This is a genomic window from Phaeobacter piscinae (genome assembly GCF_002407245.1).
GTDB lineage: Bacteria > Pseudomonadota > Alphaproteobacteria > Rhodobacterales > Rhodobacteraceae > Phaeobacter > Phaeobacter piscinae.
The window spans coordinates 1,476,775-1,495,182 of record NZ_CP010681.1 but is presented as its reverse complement, the minus strand read 5'-3'; the positions used below and the strand labels follow the sequence as shown (position 1 = coordinate 1,495,182).

At 60.3% G+C, this 18,408-nt stretch carries 16 protein-coding genes; 10 read left to right on the top strand and 6 right to left on the bottom strand.

Annotated features, from left to right (window positions below; translation table 11 throughout):
- The first annotated feature begins 80 nt into the window (after positions 1–80).
- The 4 genes from phaeop14_RS06985 to phaeop14_RS06970 all read left to right on the top strand — a co-directional run bounded on the left by phaeop14_RS06985 (position 81) and on the right by phaeop14_RS06970 (position 2,418).
- On the top strand, positions 81–902 hold the full coding sequence (locus phaeop14_RS06985; RefSeq protein ID WP_096789125.1) for an arsenate reductase/protein-tyrosine-phosphatase family protein: 822 nt from the start codon (positions 81–83) through the stop codon (positions 900–902).
- Positions 903–922: 20 nt separating this feature from the next.
- Positions 923–1,399 carry an arsenate reductase ArsC gene (locus tag phaeop14_RS06980; RefSeq protein WP_096789124.1) on the top strand — a complete coding sequence of 159 codons (477 nt, stop codon included), beginning with the start codon at positions 923–925 and terminating at the stop codon, positions 1,397–1,399.
- Positions 1,396–2,052 carry an MIP/aquaporin family protein gene (locus tag phaeop14_RS06975; RefSeq protein WP_040178427.1) on the top strand — a complete coding sequence of 219 codons (657 nt, stop codon included), beginning with the start codon at positions 1,396–1,398 and terminating at the stop codon, positions 2,050–2,052. The genes phaeop14_RS06980 and phaeop14_RS06975 overlap by 4 nt, the downstream gene beginning before the upstream one ends.
- Positions 2,053–2,187: 135 nt before the next feature.
- The gene (locus phaeop14_RS06970; RefSeq protein WP_040169031.1) at positions 2,188–2,418 is read left to right on the top strand and encodes a hypothetical protein; all 231 of its coding nucleotides are present in this window, start codon (positions 2,188–2,190) and stop codon (positions 2,416–2,418) included.
- Positions 2,419–2,571: 153 nt separating this feature from the next.
- Here phaeop14_RS06970 and phaeop14_RS06965 read toward each other — a convergent pair whose 3' ends face one another.
- Positions 2,572–3,195: a helix-turn-helix domain-containing protein gene (locus phaeop14_RS06965; protein WP_024097329.1), complete on the bottom strand. Its 624-nt coding sequence runs from the start codon at positions 3,193–3,195 to the stop codon at positions 2,572–2,574.
- Between the two features lie 65 nt (positions 3,196–3,260).
- Here phaeop14_RS06965 and phaeop14_RS06960 point away from each other — a divergent pair, with 65 nt between their 5' ends.
- From phaeop14_RS06960 to phaeop14_RS06950, 3 genes are all read left to right on the top strand, one after another.
- A complete protein-coding gene (locus phaeop14_RS06960) occupies positions 3,261–4,868 on the top strand; it encodes a class I adenylate-forming enzyme family protein (protein ID WP_096789123.1) in 1,608 nt (535 codons plus the stop codon).
- Positions 4,865–5,530, top strand: coding sequence for a DsbA family oxidoreductase (locus phaeop14_RS06955; RefSeq protein WP_040178421.1), 666 nt, complete (start codon positions 4,865–4,867; stop codon positions 5,528–5,530). Before phaeop14_RS06960 ends, phaeop14_RS06955 begins: the two co-directional genes overlap by 4 nt.
- 221 nt (positions 5,531–5,751) lie before the next feature.
- Positions 5,752–6,975 carry an MFS transporter gene (locus phaeop14_RS06950; protein WP_096789122.1) on the top strand — a complete coding sequence of 408 codons (1,224 nt, stop codon included), beginning with the start codon at positions 5,752–5,754 and terminating at the stop codon, positions 6,973–6,975.
- Positions 6,976–7,052: 77 nt separating this feature from the next.
- Here the strand turns inward: phaeop14_RS06950 and mfd are convergent, their stop codons facing one another.
- Both mfd and phaeop14_RS06940 read right to left on the bottom strand, forming a co-directional pair.
- Positions 7,053–10,520, bottom strand: a complete 3,468-nt coding sequence (mfd, locus tag phaeop14_RS06945) for a transcription-repair coupling factor (RefSeq protein WP_096789121.1) — start codon at positions 10,518–10,520, stop codon at positions 7,053–7,055.
- 34 nt (positions 10,521–10,554) lie between these two features.
- Entirely contained in the window at positions 10,555–11,079 is a 525-nt protein-coding gene (locus phaeop14_RS06940) for a hypothetical protein (protein WP_040169020.1), read from the bottom strand.
- Positions 11,080–11,277: 198 nt separating this feature from the next.
- On the opposite strand from phaeop14_RS06940, the gene hemB reads away from it, so the two are divergent.
- Positions 11,278–12,276 (top strand): porphobilinogen synthase, encoded by a 999-nt coding sequence (gene hemB / locus phaeop14_RS06935; protein WP_096790248.1) that lies wholly within the window; start codon positions 11,278–11,280, stop codon positions 12,274–12,276.
- 211 nt (positions 12,277–12,487) lie between these two features.
- Complete coding sequence (locus phaeop14_RS06930; RefSeq protein WP_014874602.1) at positions 12,488–13,063, top strand: lipid-binding SYLF domain-containing protein; 576 nt, start codon at positions 12,488–12,490, stop codon at positions 13,061–13,063.
- A 110-nt stretch (positions 13,064–13,173) separates the two neighbouring features.
- On the opposite strand, the gene phaeop14_RS06925 is transcribed toward phaeop14_RS06930, so the two are convergent.
- On the bottom strand, positions 13,174–14,046 hold the full coding sequence (locus tag phaeop14_RS06925) for an NAD(P)-dependent oxidoreductase (RefSeq protein WP_096789120.1): 873 nt from the start codon (positions 14,044–14,046) through the stop codon (positions 13,174–13,176).
- Between the two features lie 136 nt (positions 14,047–14,182).
- Here phaeop14_RS06925 and phaeop14_RS06920 point away from each other — a divergent pair, with 136 nt between their 5' ends.
- A complete protein-coding gene (locus phaeop14_RS06920) occupies positions 14,183–16,672 on the top strand; it encodes a penicillin acylase family protein (RefSeq protein WP_096789119.1) in 2,490 nt (829 codons plus the stop codon).
- Positions 16,673–16,770: 98 nt separating this feature from the next.
- Here phaeop14_RS06920 and hflX read toward each other — a convergent pair whose 3' ends face one another.
- Positions 16,771–18,042 (bottom strand): GTPase HflX, encoded by a 1,272-nt coding sequence (hflX, locus tag phaeop14_RS06915; RefSeq protein ID WP_040169016.1) that lies wholly within the window; start codon positions 18,040–18,042, stop codon positions 16,771–16,773.
- Positions 18,042–18,281, bottom strand: a complete 240-nt coding sequence (gene hfq, locus phaeop14_RS06910; RefSeq protein ID WP_008204623.1) for an RNA chaperone Hfq — start codon at positions 18,279–18,281, stop codon at positions 18,042–18,044. Before hfq ends, hflX begins: the two co-directional genes overlap by 1 nt.
- Positions 18,282–18,408: the final 127 nt, after the last annotated feature.

Sequence of the window (18,408 nt, the reverse complement as noted above, 5' to 3'; positions counted from 1 at the left end):
CCGACCTTTTTCGGGGCGGGCCTTTTTATGGCCAGAACTTCTCGTTGACCCAACATATATAATTCTGTATTTCGTGAAATATGGAAATAGAGATCACATCGCAACTTTCGGCTTTGGCGCATCCAAATCGGCTGGCGCTGTTTCGCCTGCTGATGCGGCGCTATCCCGATGCTGTTCCGGCGGGTGAAATCGCCACCGCTTTGGCGCAGAAGGCCAACACCGTTTCCAGCTACCTCTCGACGCTCAGCTCCGCCGGCTTGATCCGCGCCGAACGGCAAGGCACCTCGCTGCTCTACCGGGCGCAGTTGGAGGGGCTGCGGAGCTTGTTCGACGATCTGTTGTCTGATTGCTGCTACAATCGACCCGATATCTGCCAGCCTGCCGTGGTTCAGCAACCCTTGGTGCCTCGCAGCGACCATCCCCTGAACGTTCTGTTTCTCTGCACTGGCAACTCCGCCCGCTCCATCATGGCAGAGGCGATCCTGCAAAAGGAAGGCGACGGACGGTTCCGCGCCTATTCCGCAGGTAGCCGCCCCTCCCCCGCGCCGCGTCCGGAGGTTCTAGATCTGTTGCAAGAGAAAGGCCACGAAACCAATGGGCTTCGTTCCAAGGATCTCACCGCGTTTTCGACCGGTGCTGCGCCGCAAATGGATTTCATCTTCACCGTCTGCGACCACGCCGCGAACGAAGACTGCCCCACTTGGCCCGGTCAGCCCATGAGCGCCCATTGGGGGCTCCCCGATCCCGTCAAAGCCACAGCACCTGATCTTGCATATCAGCAGACCTATGAGGCGCTGCGCAACCGCATCCGCAACTTCGCCACACTCCCCTTTGAAAGCCTCGACCGAATATCGCTACAGCACCAGCTGGATGACATCGGCCGTCTTACATCTTCTGCATAGCCATCAAACGAGTTCATCATATGAATATTCTGGTCCTCTGCACCGGCAACTCAGCGCGCTCTATCCTATTGGAAACCCTCCTGAACAGCCATGGCAACGGGCGCGTCAACGCCTATTCCGCAGGCTCCAGGCCGGCTGGGGCTGTTCACCCGCAGTCGCTCACGCTTCTGGCGGAGAAAGGCCATGACGCCAGCGCTGCACGGTCTAAGAGCTGGGATGAATTTGCCACCGAGGGCGCACCTCAGATGGATCTGGTGATCACCGTCTGTGCCTCCGCTGCGGGCGAGACCTGCCCGATCTGGCCCGGCACCCCGTTGCGCGCCCATTGGGGCGTCGAAGATCCGGCGGCAGCCGCGAAACCTGACTGGGATGCGGCCTTCCGCGTTGCCTATGATCGGCTGGAGCGACGCGCGCTGGCGTTTCTGGACCTGCCACTGGAAGACCTCGACACTGACACACTACGCCAAGACCTGATCCGTATCGGAGAGCTGCCATGACCATACAAAAACTGATCGCCGAAACGCTCGGCACCGGCTTTCTGCTGATCGGCGTTGTGGGGTCGGGGATCATGGCCGAAACCCTGTCGGGTGGAAACATCGGCTTGGCTTTGCTGGCCAACGCCGTAGCGACGGGCGCCATGCTCTATGTGATCATCACGACGCTGGGGCCGATTTCTGGCGCACATTTCAACCCGGCGGTCACGCTGGCCTTCGCGCTGCGAGGTGATCACAGCTGGGGGGCGGTGCCGCCCTATGTGGCCGCGCAGATCATTGGCGGCATCCTCGGCGTCTGGGCCAGCCATGTGATGTTTGATCTGACCATCCTGCAGACCTCTACTACCATGCATCGGACCGGGGGCGCCCAATGGTTCTCGGAAATCCTCGCAACCTTTGGTCTGTTGTTTGTGATCTTTGGGGGGCTGCGATCACGCCCCGATGCAGTGCCCGCCCTTGTCGCTTTTTATATCACCGGAGCCTACTGGTTCACTGCGTCGACCAGTTTTGCCAATCCGGCGGTGACCATTGCGCGCGGGTTCAGCGATACATTTGCAGGCATCTACCCCGGTCATATTCTGATGTTCATCGTCATGCAGTTTATCGGTGTTGGCCTCGCGCATCTGGTGCTGACCCGCCTGTTTCGGCCCGATTAACTGCGGCCCGGCCCAAAGCAAACCTCAGGTGAAACCCGGCCCCCGGATGCATTCGACAGGACGCGGACTTTCTTTTTTTGCAAAAAATGCTAGCATCAATACCCATTCGAAATTTTGACCCGGAGGGAGCCCCCCATGCCTGTTCAAACAGCCCGCGCCAGCTGGTTCGACAGGATGCCCCGTCTCAAACAACGGTTTCCGCATCTGCAGACCCGCTCGGCCCCATCCCTGTTCGACGATAAAGATAAGTTCGTCGCCTATCTGGCCCGCACCCATCACCTGACGCTGACAGAAGCGCGGGAGGAGGTGGATGATTTCCTCTACACCGAGAGCCTGCACCGGGAGCTGGAACGTAAATTCAACTGATCTAAACCGACCCTGCTGCGGTCGAAAACACACCCAGGGACGGCTAGTCTGTGGAAATCTGAATGATGTAATCAGTCAAGAACAGATCCGTTTTGACCGTGAAGTTCACGCTCGGCGCTGGACTGGCGAGAGATTTGTTTCAAAGCCACCTGCTCAGGACAGCGATGTCACCCAGAGGATCGTTGCATCCTCGTCGCTGAGCGAGATCACGTTATGCCCCATGGCCGCGTCGTAATAGGCGCTGTCGCCACGCCGCATTTCGATCGGTTCGTAGAACTCAGTATAAAGCCGTACGACACCGGTCAGTACGTATAGGAATTCCTCACCGTCGTGGCGCACCCAGCCCTCGAACTCATCCATCGATCTCGCCCGTACACGGGCGCGATAGGGCAACATCTGTTTGCGTGTCAGGCTGTCGGCCAGCAGCTCATGTTCATAGGTCGTGGTGGCATGGGCAGATCCCTGACCGGTTTTGGTAACAGTCAAACGGCCATTCACCTGATCCCGTTGCGGCTGGGTAAACAGCTGTGGAACCGAGATCTGAAGCCCCACCGCCAGCTTCTTCAACGCCTCGTAAGTCGGTGACATCTGACCATTTTCAATCTTCGACAGGGTTGATCGCGCCAGCCCCGCCTGATTGGCGGCATGTTCCAGCGTCCAGTCCCGCGCCTTGCGCAACTCGCGCACCCGAGCGCCGAGATCCAATGGCTCGGTTTCGGCAGCCTCACCCGATGCACGGGCAATAGTGATAAGCGATTTGGGATCACGAGCGGTCATGCTTTTTCCTATAGGCCGGGGGACGCAATCTTGCAACGCGTGGTTTGCCAAGTTAGCCAATCGAGATGCAATCTGTGTTTGACAGCGGGCCTTTCGCGCCCTGCCCCATGCCGTTCAATCTGGCCGACCACGTGCTCTACCAGCGCGCGGCAGCGCGTCCCGCAAAAGCGGATGCAGACGCGCTGCGCGTGCTGTCGCCGCAGTCTCAGCCCGACGCGGACACATCAGATCAATTGCAAGCGCCGTCGTCAAAGATCTACACCTACGGGGCCCTGCGCGCTGCGGTGCGTGGACTGGGCGCCGGACTGCTGGCCGAGGGGCTGTCTCCCGGCGACCGGGTGCTGTTGCGGCTGGGCAATACGCCGATCTTTCCGATTGCCTATCTGGCCGCCATCGCGGTCGGACTGGTGCCGGTTCCAACCTCCGCGCAGCTGACCGAGCCTGAGGTGGCGCGCATCATAGATGACCTGTCGCCTGCTGCGATCCTGCGCGATCCGGGGATCGCCTCAGCACCGCACCCCTGCGAGATCAACCGCGACTCACTTGAGGCCATGCAGCGCGCCGCACCGCCTGAAAACCAGTTTCAGATGCAGCTCGGCGATCCTGATCGACCGGCCTATATCGTCTACACCTCCGGGACCGGCGGAAATCCGCGCGCGGTTGTGCATGCCCACCGGGCAATCTGGGCGCGCCAAATGATGATCCGTCACTGGTATGATCTGCACCCCACAGATCGCCTGCTCCATGCCGGTGCGTTCAACTGGACCTTTACGCTGGGCACCGGGCTGATGGACCCGTGGAGCCTCGGGGCAACGGCACTTATCCCAGAAGATGGCACCCCGATCGCCGCGCTGCCCAACCTCTTGCAGCAGCATGATGCCAGCCTCTTTGCCGCAGCGCCCGGCGTCTATCGCAAACTGCTGCAAAACGACCGGACGCTACATCTACCCGTCCTGCGCCACGGTCTCTGCGCCGGGGAGAAACTCTCAAGCCAGGTGGCGTGGGATTGGCGGGCAGCCACCGGCACCGCGCTCTACGAGGCGTTTGGCATGTCGGAATGTTCCACCTTCATCTCGGCCGATCCGGCGCGCCACCGCGATCCGGCGCAGGTGGGCGACACATTGGGCTGGCCACAACCGGGGCGCCGGATTGCCATTCTGGATCCAGCCGGGCAACCTGTGCCCCCCAACTCCCCCGGCGTCATCGCCATTGATCGCCGCGATCCGGGGTTGATGCTCGGCTATCACAACGCCGCAGCCGCCACCGAGCACCGCTATCAGGGTGAGTGGTTCCTGACCGGCGATCTGGGCGCGATGACAGAGGACAATCAGATCCGCTATCTCGGCCGCAACGACGACATGATGAACGCAGGCGGCTATCGCGTCTCCCCGCTTGAGGTGGAAGCCGCGTTGGCAACCCACCCCGATCTGGAGCAGGTGGCGGTCGCCTCTGTCGAGGTAAAACCCGATACCCACATCATTGTCGCGTTCTATACCAGTGCCAAAGACGTGACCGCTGAGGCGCTTTCGGCTTTTGCCAAGGACCGACTGGCGCGCTACAAACAGCCGCGCGCCTATCTGCGTCTCGACGCGCTGCCCAGCGGTGCCAACGGCAAACTGCTGCGTCGCGCCCTGCCCGATTGCTACATCCGACACCAAAGGACCCCGTCATGAGCCTTGTAAAGCTTGATATACTGTCCGATCCGATCTGCCCCTGGTGCTATATCGGCAAAACCCATCTGGACAAGGCGCTGGCCGAGGTTGGCGATCATCCGTTTGTCATTGAATGGCACCCGTTCCAGCTCAACCCCGATATGCCGCGCGAAGGCATGGATCGGCGCAGTTATCTTGAGGCGAAATTTGGCGGCAAGGACGGCGCGGTGAAAGCCTATGCCCCGGTTGTCGAACACGCCAGCGCCGCCGGGCTTCAGATCAATTTCGAAGCCATGGAGCGCACGCCGAACACGCTGGATGCGCACCGCCTGATCCACTGGGCGGGGATTGAGGGCAAGCAGAGCGCGGTGGTCGATGCGCTGTTTGATGCCTATTTCGTGCAGGCCAAGGATATTGGCGACGCAGAAATCCTCGCCGATATTGCTGAGGCTGCGGGAATGGACCGCGCCGTTACCCTACGGCTGTTGTCTGGCGACACCGACGCCGAGGAGATCCGCAACCGCGACGCCCACTCGCGCAAGATGGGGGTCACATCTGTGCCAACATTTGTTGTCGCGAACCAGCACGCCGTGCCGGGCGCGCAGCAGCCCGAACTGTGGAAACAGGTGATCGCCGACATCCAGAGACAGCTGCAGGAAGGTGACGCCGCGGAGGCCGACTAAGCCTGAACGCGCGCCCTCAGTACACCTAGCCCTATATTGAAAGTCTGGATCTGCTGCACAGGGCAGTCCAGACCTTTGCGGCGCGGCCAGATACAACGATGCACATAAAACTGTGCGTTTTGGCTGCTGGTCCAATCCCGAGAGATATGTTAGCGCGGACAGAGCGCCGCCCAGACAGCTCCCGATTACCGGGGCTCCTGATGTGTCGCCTGAGGTTTCAAATGACAAAAGATATACAGATCAGCATGTCCAAAGCTGAGTTCATTGCCCTGATTGCGATGATGTTCGCAACTGTTGCATTTTCCATCGACGCCATGCTGCCTGCGCTGCCCGAAATTGGTCAGACGCTCAGCTCCGACAACCCCAACCGCGCGCAGCTGGTCATTGCGACCTTTGCGCTTGGCATGGGGATCGGCACGTTTTTTACCGGGCCGCTCTCCGATGCCTTTGGCCGCCGAACCGTCATTTTTGCCGCTGCGGGCCTTTATATTGCTGCCGCGCTGGTGGCCTACGCCAGCTCTTCCATCGAAATGCTGCTCTTGAGCCGTGTGGTGATGGGGCTCGGTGCTGCCGGACCGCGCGTCGTGGCACTGGCGATTGTGCGCGACCTCTATTCTGGTCGGGAAATGGCCCGGATGATGTCCATCGCCATGCTGATTTTCACCCTCGTGCCAGCCATCGCTCCGATGATGGGCGCGGGCATTATCGTGCTGACCAGCTGGCGCGGCATCTTCCTGGCCTTCGCGCTGTTTGCGGTCATCATCGTCCTGTGGATGGGCCTGCGCCTACCCGAGCCGCTGCCCGTCGAAAACCGCCGCCCGTTTCGCCTGCCAAATCTTAAGGCAGCCCTGATCGAGATGCTGCGGCATCCCACGGTTCGGCTGTCGATGATGGTGCAATGTTTCTGTCTTGCGATGCTGTTTTGCATGATCACATTGGTTCAGCCCATCTACGATGTGGTCTTTGATCGCGCAGCCAGTTTCCCGTTCTGGTTTGGTTTCATAGCCATCATGTCGGGCAGCAGCAGCCTCATCAACGCGTCGCTTGTGGTGCGCCTTGGCATGCGGCGTATGGTGTCCTGGGCACTGGGGGGGCAGATCATCTTCTCAACCCTCATGCTGAGCCTCGAGACATTTCCACTTTCCGGAGATCTTATGTTCGGGCTGTTTGTGGCCTGGCAGACCAGCGTGTTTTTCATGGCCGGTCTGACGCTTGGCAACCTCAACGCCATGGCGATGGAGCCGATGGGCCATATCGCAGGCATGGCCGCCTCTATCGTGGGTGGTGTGTCCACGGTGTTTGCCGCCGCAGCTGCCGCGACGGTGGGTCTGTTGTTTGATGGCTCCATTGCGCCACTCACTGGGGCGATCCTGCTGATGGTGGTCGCAGGCTACGCCATCATGGTGCATATGGCACGGGTCGAAAACCGGGTGGCGGCGGAGTAACCCCGCATATCACGATAGAAAACAAAGCCCCTCCAAGCAGTTGGAGGGGCTTTTTCATGTCCAGCGCGTCAGCCTATTCAACCAGATTTCGCCTTCGCCTTGGCTTTCTTCTTTTCGGCAACAACCTTTTCAGCCAGATCCCGCGCGATGGCAAAGGCACCTTTGATCTTGTCGCTGTCTTTCTTCCAGTCACGGCGTACGACAATCTTGTTGTCCTTCACCTTGGCCAGACCGTCCTGCGCCTGAATGAATTCCACCAAACCCTGCGGTGAGGCGAATTTATCATTGTGGAACTGAATGGTTGCACCTTTTGGCCCACCGTCTAGCTTGGCGATCCCGGCGCGTTTGCACATCGCCTTGATCCGCACCACCAGCATCAGCGTGTTAACCTCTTTGGGCAGCGGCCCAAAACGGTCGATCAGCTCCGCGGCAAAACCTTCCAGCTCCACCTTGCTGCTCAAATCCGAGAGCCGTCGATAAAGACCCAGACGCACATCCAGATCCGGCACGTAATTCTCCGGGATCAACACAGGTACGCCAAGGTTGATCTGCGGCGCCCATTGGTCATCGCTGCCGGACAGGCCTTCCAGCTCACCAGATTTGATCTTGGCAATCGCCTCTTCCAGCATGGATTGATAAAGCTCATAGCCCACATCGCGCATCTGGCCGGATTGCTCTTCACCCAGGAGATTGCCCGCCCCGCGAATATCCAGATCCTGCGAGGCCAGCGAGAACCCTGCCCCCAACGTATCCAGCGATCCCAGCACGCGCAGACGTTTTTCCGCACCGGGCGTCAGCCGCACACGGGGCTTGGTGGTGAGATACGCATAGGCGCGCGTTTTTGACCGCCCCACGCGGCCCCGGATCTGATAAAGCTGCGCCAGACCGAACATATCCGCGCGATGCACCACCATCGTGTTGGCGGTCGGGATATCCAGACCGGATTCGACAATTGTTGTGGCCAGCAGAATGTCGAATTTGCCATCGTAAAAGGCATTCATCCGGTCATCCAGATCGCCCGCCGCCAATTGACCATGGGCGACGACATAGGACAGTTCGGGCAGCTGCTCCTGCAGGAAGGCCTCAACGTCCGGCAGATCGGTGATGCGCGGCACCACATAGAAACTCTGCCCGCCGCGATAATGCTCCCGCAGCAGGGCTTCTCGGATGGTGACCGCATCAAACTCGCTCACATAGGTGCGGATGGCCAGACGGTCCACCGGCGGGGTGCCGATGATGGAGAGATCCCGCACGCCAGTCAGGCTCAATTGCAGCGTTCGCGGGATTGGCGTTGCGGTCAGCGTCAGCACGTGGATGTCGCTGCGCATCTGCTTTAGCCGTTCCTTATGGGCGACACCGAAATGCTGTTCCTCGTCGATAATCAGCAGGCCGAGGTTCTGGAACCGGACGGATTTTGCCAGCAAAGCATGGGTGCCAACGACAATATCAATGGTCCCTTTGGCCATACCCTCGCGGGTTTTGGCGGCTTCCTTTGCAGTAACAAACCGCGACAACTGCCTGACTTCCAAAGGAAACCCGCGAAACCGCTGCGCGAAGGCCGCCGCATGCTGACGGGCAAGCAACGTGGTGGGCGCAACAATCGCGACCTGTACACCGGACATCGCCGCAATGAAGGCAGCGCGCATCGCAACCTCAGTCTTGCCAAAACCGACATCACCGCAGATCAGCCGATCCATGGGAGAGCCGGATTGCAGGTCCTCCATCACTTCGCCAATCGCGCGCAGCTGATCGTCGGTTTCCTGATAGGGGAAGCGGGCGGAGAATTCTTCCCAGGCATGCGGCGGTGGATCCATCATCGGCGCCTTGCGCAGCGCGCGCTCTGCGGCGACCCGGATCAGCCGATCCGCCATCTCGCGGATCCGCTCCTTCAGCTTTGCCTTTTTGGCCTGCCAGGCACCGCCGCCCAGACGGTCCAGAAGACCCTCGTCATGGCCGTATTTGGACAGCAGCTCAATATTTTCAACCGGCAGGTACAGCTTTGATTGCTCTGCATATTCCAGCAGGATGCATTCATGCGCAGCGCCTGCGGCAGTGACAACCTCAAGCCCCTTGTAGCGGCCAATCCCGTGGTCCACATGCACCACCAGATCGCCGGGGCTGAGCGATTGTGTCTCGGTCAGGAAATTCTCCGCCTTGCGGCGTTTCTTTGGCGCGCGGATCAGCCGATCCCCCAGCACATCCTGTTCGGAAATCACCGTCAGATCATCGGTCTCAAACCCATGTTCCAGCGCCCAGACTGCCAGATGCAGACCGGATTTGCCAATCCGGGTTCCGTCCTTGATCGCGATGACCTCCGCCAGGCCCTCATCCTCAATCAGACCGGTCAACCGCTCCCGTGCGCCCTCGGAATAGGAGGCGACCACAACCGGTCCCACCTGCATCCGTGCTTTAATGTGATCCGCCAGAGATTTGAAAAGGCTGACACTTTCCAGCTGTCGTTCAGGAGAAAAATTACGCCCTATCCGCCCCCCCGCATCAATCACACCCGGCTCGCTGGCCTGTGGCAGCGGATGGAACTGGATCACCCGATGATCCCCGATTGCCGCCTCCCAAGATGCGTCATCAAGATAAAGCAACCCCGGCGGCACAGGTTTGTAGACCGTGTCCATCCGCCCCTTTTGCGCCATCGCAATCTTGCGGGTCTCATACTGATCCACGATGCTGTCCCAGCGCGCCAATCGGGCGGGCGTCACCTGATCGTCCAGAGTCACTGTGGCCTGCGGCAGATAGTCAAACAACGTCTCCAGCCGATCATGGAAAAACGGCAACCAATGTTCGATGCCCTGGTATTTCCGCCCTGCAGACACCGCCTCATACAGCGGATCATCCGTGCCCGCCGCGCCAAACTCGATCCGATAGTTCTGCCGGAACCGGGTTACCGCGGCCTCGTCCAAAATCACCTCGGAAACCGGCGCCAGCTCGACAATCGACAGCTTCTCCGTGGTCCGCTGGGTCGCCGGATCAAACCGCCGCGCTCCATCCAGCACATCACCAAAAAGATCCAGCCGCACCGGGCCGCTCTGCCCGGGAGGAAAGATATCAATGATCCCGCCCCGCACGGCAAAATCGCCCGGCTCCATCACCGTCGGGCTCTTGGTGAAGCCCATCCGCGTCAGGTAGCTGCGCAGCGCCTCCTCATCGATACGTCGATCCACCTCCGCCACAAAGGCGGCATCCTTCAGAACCTGGCGCGCAGGGACACGCTGAGTGGCCGCATTGAGCGTAGTCAGCAGCACAAACTGCCCCGGCATCTGATGCACCAGCGCCGCCAGCGTGGCCATCCGCGCGGCGGCGATATCGGCATTGGGGGACACCCGGTCATAGGGCAGGCAATCCCAACCCGGAAAGCTGATCACAGGCATATCCGGCGCAAAGAAAGCCAACGCCGCCCGCGTCGCCTCCATTCGCTTGTCATCCCGTGCGACATGCACCACCGGCGCATCGCTGCTTGCGGCTTCCTTCAGGATCAGCCGCGCATCAAAACCCTCTGGTGCGCCGCCTGCGGTGATTGCCCGTTGCGCCATCTCTGTCTCTCTTTCGTCGTCTGCCCGCAGGCAATTAGCCGAGGAACCCGATCTGCAGGTTCTGATACATGCCCCAGAGCGCGGTCACAAAAATCGCGACCATACCCACCAGCTGGATGAACAACCGGGTGATGGTCAGTTGCCGGGCCAGGGCCTCCCCCGCCAGCCCCTCGCGATGGATGCGACGCGCCGAGCTCCAGTTAATTAGGCCGACGATCGCCATGGGAAAGGCCAGAAGAAACACCGCTTGGGCAAATTCCACCCCGTAGTAGAAGCCCAGCATCCCCAGCATCGCGAGCACAAAGCAGGTCATCCCCAGAACCCAATGGCCCGACACCTCAGTGATATACATCATCCGGTTCACATTGACGCGGGCAATGGCCTCCAGATCCAGCGCAGCCTGCCCGCCTTGCTTGCGGGCGCGATAGACCATGTCAAACGGCACCCCCATCACCCAATGGCTGGCGGAGGACCAGACTACGGCCAGCGCGATCCAGTACCACAGGTTGGAAAAGGACCGCAGATCAATCAGCTCGGTCAAGGTATGAAACAGATCCACTGCGCGGCCCTTCTCTCGTCCAGTCGTTGCGCCCCTATATCCCTCGCGCGGCACTCTGGCACAAGGGGTGGTCCCACTGGCCACAGGATAGGCAGGCTGGCGCGGCGAATCTGTCACTTGTCGCCGCCGCCATTCCATGCGACCCAAGGGATCAACTGCGACCGCTTGCCGGATCGCACCCTGATCTGCGAGGACCCGATGAAGCCGACCGTCGCCCCTTTTCCTGCTGCCCGCCCGCGTCGTTTGCGCAGCGCCCCTGCCCTGCGCAATCTGGTGCGCGAGACCACGTTGACCAGCGATGATCTGATCTGGCCAGTCTTTGTGCGGGATGGCGACGCGATTGAGGAGCCGATCCCCTCCATGCCCGGCGTTACCCGTCGCAGCATCGACAAGGTGGTGGAGGCCGCGATTGAGGCGCAGGCGCTTGGCATCCCGGCGATCTGCCTGTTTCCCTATACCGACCCCGCGCTCAAAACCGAGGATTGCGCCGAGGCCTGGAGCCCGGACAACCTGGTGAACCGGGCCATTCGTGCCATTAAATCCGCCGCGCCGGATATAGCAGTGATGACCGATGTGGCGCTGGATCCTTATAATATCAACGGGCACGACGGCTATGTGGTGGACGGTGAGATCGTCAATGACGAAACCGTCGAGGCGCTGGTGAAGATGACCGTGGCCCAGGCCGATGCAGGTGCCGATATCATCGGTCCGTCGGATATGATGGATGGCCGGATCGGAGCCATGCGCCGCGCGCTGGAGGCCGCAGGCCACCGCAATGTCACCATCCTCTCCTATGCCGCCAAATATGCCTCTGCCTATTACGGCCCGTTCCGTGACGCCGTCGGTGCCTCCGGCGCGCTCAAGGGCGACAAGAAAACCTATCAGATGGACCCCGGCAACACTGATGAGGCCCTGCGCATGATCGAACGCGATCTGACCGAGGGCGCAGATATGGTTATGATCAAACCCGGTCTTGCCTATCTCGATATCTGCCAGCGGGTGAAATCCACTTTCGGCGCGCCTACGTTTGCCTATCAGGTCTCTGGCGAATACGCGATGATCGAGGCCGCCGCCCAGAACGGGTGGATCGATGGCGAACGTATCATGATGGAGAGCTTGATGGCCTTCAAACGCGCAGGCTGTGATGGGGTGTTGACCTATTACGCACCGGCAGCTGCACGGCTGCTGAATGGCTAGGTGACATAGGCGGCACCACCGGACCCGCAGGGTGAATGATCACGCAAAATTGCCGGCAGGAAGCCGCTGATTGCACCTGTCTCAGTGATGACAGGCGGCAGCTTTCCGCGTATACCTTGCCGCAGAGCCAGAAAACTGGCCGCAATTGAACAGTGACAGGCCGAGACAATAGCCCCGCGCGGCCCCGGCCCCAGATAACAGGCAACCCAAGATGAGCAGTTCTTATTCTTCCCGTTTGACCCGGCGTGGCTTTGCGCTTGGCGCGCTGGCTGGTGCTGGTGTCACCGCCGCATGTGGCAATGGTATCGGAAACAGCAACGCCTCCACCATCGACGCCCGCGTCGATGCGACCCTGAGCCAGATGTACAGCCAGTACCCCGGCGCCGTCACCCTGGCTGAGAAATCAACCGGCATGCTGGTGATGCCGCTGGTGACAGAGGCCGGCTTCTTCGTCGGCGGGGCCTTTGGTCGTGGCGCCCTGCGCATTGATGGCGTGACGGTCGACTATTATTCCACGGTAAAGGGCAATGCAGGTCTGCAAATCGGCGCCCAGCAATATGCCCATGTGCTGTTCTTCATGACGCAGGACGCACTCTCCAACTTCCGCCGCTCCTCCGGCTGGGCCGCAGGCGCCGATCTGGAGTATGTGATCCGCGACGAGGGCGACTCGCTGGCGGCAGACACCAATACGCTGAACAGCCCGGTTCTGGCCGCTGTCTTCGGTCAGGCAGGCCTGCGCCTGGGTGCCACGCTGGAAGGCACCAAGTATACCCGGATCATCCCCTGATCCGACCCGGCTGCGTGCCGTAAGATCCGATTTATCTTCTGGCTGAAAATATCCCCGCCGGAAGCATGGCCTTTCCGTCAGGAAAGGCCATTATCATTTCGTGCTTTTACTTACTCAAACGCCTTCAAACGTTTGAACAGGCTGGAAGTATCCCAGCGCCCGCCGCCCAGTTTCTGCACCTCTTTGTAGAACTGATCGACCAGAGCGGTGACCGGCAGGCTGGCCCCGGTCTCCTCCGCCGCATCAAGGCAGATGCCCAGATCCTTGCGCATCCAGTCAACCGCAAACCCATGCTCAAAATGGTCATCCAGCATGGTCTCATGCCGGTTGGCCATCTGCCAGCTGCCTGCGGCCCCCTGGCTGATCACCTCGACGACCGCGCGACCATCCAGCCCAGCCTTTTCGGCGAAATGCAGTGCCTCGCTGAGCCCCTGAACCAACCCGGCAATCGCAATCTGATTGCACATCTTGGTCATCTGACCGGCGCCGCTTTCGCCGATCCGGCGGCAGATCCGAGCGTAAACTGCGATAGTCGGCTCGGCCTTGTCGTAGGCCGCCTGATCGCCGCCGCACATAACTGAAAGCACACCGTTTTCTGCCCCGGCCTGACCGCCGGAAATCGGCGCATCCACGAAAGACAGCCCCAGGTCCGCCGCCGCCGTGTTCAGCTCGCGGGTCACCTTCGCCGACACCGTTGTGTGGTCCACGAAAATCGCGCCCGCATCCATACCACCAAAGGCCCCGGCATCGCCAAGGCACACGCTGCGCAAATCATCGTCGTTGCCAACGCAGGCCATCACGAACTCCGCGCCCGCTGCCGCCTCCCGTGGTGTCGCAGCGGCGGTGCCAGTATGCTCCTTTGCCCAGGCTTCCGCCTTTGCTGCGGTGCGGTTGTAGACTGTCACCTCATGTCCGGCAGCGGCCAGATGACCTGCCATCGGATAGCCCATCACTCCCAAACCCAAGAATGCAACCTTCGCCATCTGCTTTCCCCCTGATGCGTCTTGTCCTATGTTGGCGCCACCCTAACAGCCGCGCCGCCCGGTGCAATCTGCGAGGGCGAGAAACTGCGCCGTAACCGGGCCAATAACGTCAAAAATCTGAGGAAACGCACCACCGATGGGACTTCTCTTTCGCTGGCTTCTGCGCCTTGCCGCCGCTTTGATTCTACTCTTGGTGATGGGGCTTGGACTGGTCTATTTCCTCGCGGCGCAATCACTGCCGGACTACAATAAGGAGATCACCCTGCCCGGCCTTCTGGCGCCGGTGGAAATTGTGCGTGATAACGCCAATGTGCCACATATTTTCGGCAGCTATGGCGCCAGCGACGAGGATGTCTATTTTGGCCTCGGCTATGCCCATGCCCAGGACCGCCTGTGGCAGATGACTACGATGCGACGTACCGCCATGGGCCGCCTGTCGGAGATCTTCGGCAGCCGCACGCTGCAGGTCGACACGCTGATCCGCCGCCTCGATATCTACCGTCTGGCGCAGCAATCCGTCGCCGCCCAGACCCCCGAAACCATGACCGCGCTGCGCGCCTATTCTGCCGGGGTCAACGCACGCCTGCAGGAAATCAATGAGGACGCACTGGGGCGCGGGGCGCCGGAGATGTTCCTCTTTAACGTCCCAATGGCGCCGTGGCAGCCTGCTGACAGCATTGCGGTGATGAAGTTGATGGGGCTGAAACTCTCCGGTCATATGCAGGAAGAAATCCTGCGCGCCCGTACCTCTCTGGCGTTGCCCGACCCCGAACGGTTGAAGGATATTCTGCCGGATGCGCCGGGCAACGGTGTTGCCGCGCTGCCGGAATATGCGGCGCTGTTTCCAAACCTGCCGCGCCATGCCAGCGCCAGCACGGACATCAGCCGGACCCTGCCCTTCATGCCGATTGCTCCCCGTGGGCTGGCAGGCGCGTCCAATGCCTGGGCTGCCGCACCCAGCCGGTCTGCCGCAGGCGGCACGCTGATGGCCAACGATCCCCATCTGGAGCTGACCGCCCCCGGCGTGTGGTATCTGGCGCGGCTGGAACTGGGCACCGGCGGTGTGATCGGCGCCACCATTCCCGGTATCCCCGCTGTCATCTCCGGCCGCTCGGACCTGCTGGGCTGGGGCGTGACCTCCTCTTATATGGATGATCAGGATCTGTTCATCGAACAGCTGAACCCCGACAATGCCGAGGAATACAAAACCGCCGACGGTTACAAGCGCTTCACCAGCCGCCCCTCGATCATCAACATCAAGGACGAAACCCCGGTCACCCTGACCCTGCGCTGGACCGACAATGGCCCGGTTCTGCCCCGGTCCCTGTTTGATCTCGCGGCAATCACGCCGCCGGGTCACGTTGTCAGCCTTGGCTGGACGGGCCTCAGCGCTGAGGACACCTCCATCAGCGCAGCGCTTGAGCTGATGCGTGCGAACTCCGTGGCTCAGGCGATTGAGATCAGTGAAGGTTATATCGCCCCCTCGCAGAACCTGACCCTTGCCGACAAGACGACTGTTGCGCTGAAAACCGTTGGCGCCATTCCGCAACGTGACGCCCGCCATCAGAGTCAGGGCCGGATGCCGAGCCAAGGCTGGCGGAGTGAGAACCAATGGCAGGGCCGCGCGCCTTATGCTGCCAATCCTGAGTTCGTCTCCCCCATTGGAGGCATCCTCGGAAACACCAACAACAAGCTCTTGGACCGCCCGTTTCCCAATCACGTCTCTTACACTTGGGGCGATACCCAGCGCATCAATCGCTGGAAGAAGCTGATGCAGGACCGGCAGGTCCACACCCGTGACAGTTTCATCGAGGCACAGCTGGATACCGTCTCCTATACCGCCCGCAGCCTGTTGCCACTCATTGGCGCCGATCTGTGGTTCACCGGCGAAGCCGCGCCCGAAGGCACCCGTGAGCGGCAGCGCCAGATTGCACTGACGCTGCTGTCGGAGTGGAACGGCGAAATGAACGAACATCTGCCAGAGCCGCTGATCTATGCCGCCTGGGTGCGGGCTTTGCAAAAACGTCTGATCACAGACGACCTTGGGCCGCTGGCTGCTGAATTTACACAGGTGGATCCGTTGTTCCTTGAGCGGGTGTTTCGCGATGTGGAGGGGGCCTCGGTCTGGTGCGATATTCGCCAAAGTGCTCCCACTGAAACCTGTAGTGAGCTGGCTCGTCTGGCGCTGGACGATGCGCTGATCTGGATCGAAGAAACCTATGGTAACGCCTTGGAAGCGCTGCGTTGGGGTGATGCGCATCAGGCGACACAGAACCACGAGGTGCTGGGGGATGTACCGCTGCTTCGGGTCTTTGTGAATATCCGCCAGTCCACAAGTGGTGGCGACAATACACTGCAACGGGGGCGCACCTCCGGTGAAGGGAAACACCCGTTCCGCAATGTGCACGCCGCAGGCTATCGGGGGGTCTATGATTTTGCTGATCCCGATAGTTCCGTCTTCATCATCGCCACCGGCCAATCCGGGCACTTCCTGTCACGTTACTATGACGACATGTCCCAGCTCTGGCGGCGGGGAGAATATATCCCAATGTCACTGGATGAGGATCTGGCCCGCGCGGCCGCCGTTGGTGTCACGCGCCTAATCCCGGCCACCGCCACCGAATGACCGCGACAGAAACCATCCCTAACCGACTGCAGTAAAACAAAAACCCCCGCTACCGAATGGGCTGCGGGGGTTTCTTGATGTCCTGTCAGAAACGCTGATTAGAGCGCAGCGAACCGGTTTTTCTGGGTTTCGGTCCACAGAACCGTCAATTCGAACCCGGTCTCTGTCTGGGTTTCGCTTTGCACAACATCCTGCTCAAACAGCCAGGCACGTTGCTTGCCTTGCGCAAATGTCAGGGTGATCTCATCTTCATGGCGGATCAAACGCAGCTTTGCGGTGATATCCGCAAGCAGATCCTCCAGCCCCTCACCGCTGATCGCAGAGATGGCGTGGATGCCCTCTTCACGCTCCGCGCGCTGGCGGCGCGCCTCAGCCTGCTCATCGTCCAGCAGATCCAGCTTGTTCCAAACCTCCAACCGCGCGCGGCTGTCATCAACCCCGAGAGAGGTCAGAATGCTTTCGACATCTGCGGCCTGGTTCTGGGTCTCGTCATGGCTGATGTCGCGCACATGCACGACCACATCAGCGGCCAGCACCTCTTCCAGCGTGGCGCGGAAGGCCGCAACCAGCTCCGTCGGCAGATCCGAGATAAAACCAACGGTGTCAGACAGGATGATTTCCGGCCCATCCGGCAGCTGAACCCGACGCATTGTCGGGTCCAATGTGGCAAAGAGCATATCCTTCGCCATCACCTCTGCACCGGTTAACCGGTTGAACAAAGTGGATTTTCCGGCGTTGGTATAGCCGACCAGCGCCACAATCGGATAGGGGATCTTCGCCCGCGCCGCACGATGCAGGGTCCGGGTTTTGACCACCTTGTCGAGCTGACGACGCAAGCGCACCAGCTGTTCGTCAATGGCACGACGGTCCGCCTCGATTTGGGTTTCGCCGGGACCACCGACAAAGCCAAGCCCACCCCGTTGACGTTCTAGGTGGGTCCAGGCCCGCACCAACCGCGTCCGCTGATAGCTGAGCGCCGCCATCTCCACCTGCAGCACGCCTTCACGGGTGCGCGCACGATCCGAGAAGATCTCAAGGATCAGCCCGGTCCGGTCAAGGATCTTGACCTTCCAGGCCTTCTCCAGATTGCGCTGCTGCACCGGTGAGACCGGGCCATCAATCAACACCAATTCCACCTCTTCATCGTGGAACAGCGTTTTCAACTCATCGATTTTACCCGATCCAAACAACATCCCCGCATGCGCCTTTGGCAGGCGCACAACATCGGAGCCGATCACCTCAATGTCGGGCAAGGCCTCGGCCAGGGACACGCCCTCAGCAAGGGCGGACACCGGGTCGCGGCGGTCGCGGTCTGATTTGATATCGGGATGCACCACCCAGGCACGGGTGGGCGTCCTATCATGCTCCATCAAGAGGCGTCTTCACCTTCATAAAGGCTGATCGGCTGGGCAGGCATGATCGTCGAAATGGCGTGTTTGTAAACCAGTTGCGACTGCCCGTCCCGACGCAGCAGGACACAGAAATTGTCAAACCATGTGATCACACCCTGCAACTTAACGCCGTTGATCAGAAAGATGGTGACCGGAACCTTGGTTTTACGAACGTGGTTCAGGAAGGCATCCTGAAGATTCTGTCTGTCCGAAGCCATTATTATTATCTCGCCTTTGTTCTTGTCGCGCTGCGGACCAGCGCCCTGTTAATGAATACTATGAACGCAGATAGTCGGAGTTTCCACCCGAAAATTACTCATATGACATTCACGGTAACCATGATTG

Coding starts and splice junctions, on each gene's coding strand:
- phaeop14_RS06985 (WP_096789125.1), top strand. CDS start 81: ATGGAAATAGAGATCACATCGCAACTTTCGGCTTTGGCGCATCCAAAT.
- phaeop14_RS06980 (WP_096789124.1), top strand. CDS start 923: ATGAATATTCTGGTCCTCTGCACCGGCAACTCAGCGCGCTCTATCCTA.
- phaeop14_RS06975 (WP_040178427.1), top strand. CDS start 1,396: ATGACCATACAAAAACTGATCGCCGAAACGCTCGGCACCGGCTTTCTG.
- phaeop14_RS06970 (WP_040169031.1), top strand. CDS start 2,188: ATGCCTGTTCAAACAGCCCGCGCCAGCTGGTTCGACAGGATGCCCCGT.
- phaeop14_RS06965 (WP_024097329.1), bottom strand. CDS start 3,195: ATGACCGCTCGTGATCCCAAATCGCTTATCACTATTGCCCGTGCATCG.
- phaeop14_RS06960 (WP_096789123.1), top strand. CDS start 3,261: ATGCAATCTGTGTTTGACAGCGGGCCTTTCGCGCCCTGCCCCATGCCG.
- phaeop14_RS06955 (WP_040178421.1), top strand. CDS start 4,865: ATGAGCCTTGTAAAGCTTGATATACTGTCCGATCCGATCTGCCCCTGG.
- phaeop14_RS06950 (WP_096789122.1), top strand. CDS start 5,752: ATGACAAAAGATATACAGATCAGCATGTCCAAAGCTGAGTTCATTGCC.
- mfd (WP_096789121.1), bottom strand. CDS start 10,520: ATGGCGCAACGGGCAATCACCGCAGGCGGCGCACCAGAGGGTTTTGAT.
- hemB (WP_096790248.1), top strand. CDS start 11,278: ATGAAGCCGACCGTCGCCCCTTTTCCTGCTGCCCGCCCGCGTCGTTTG.
- phaeop14_RS06930 (WP_014874602.1), top strand. CDS start 12,488: ATGAGCAGTTCTTATTCTTCCCGTTTGACCCGGCGTGGCTTTGCGCTT.
- phaeop14_RS06925 (WP_096789120.1), bottom strand. CDS start 14,046: ATGGCGAAGGTTGCATTCTTGGGTTTGGGAGTGATGGGCTATCCGATG.
- phaeop14_RS06920 (WP_096789119.1), top strand. CDS start 14,183: ATGGGACTTCTCTTTCGCTGGCTTCTGCGCCTTGCCGCCGCTTTGATT.
- hflX (WP_040169016.1), bottom strand. CDS start 18,042: ATGGAGCATGATAGGACGCCCACCCGTGCCTGGGTGGTGCATCCCGAT.
- hfq (WP_008204623.1), bottom strand. CDS start 18,281: ATGGCTTCGGACAGACAGAATCTTCAGGATGCCTTCCTGAACCACGTT.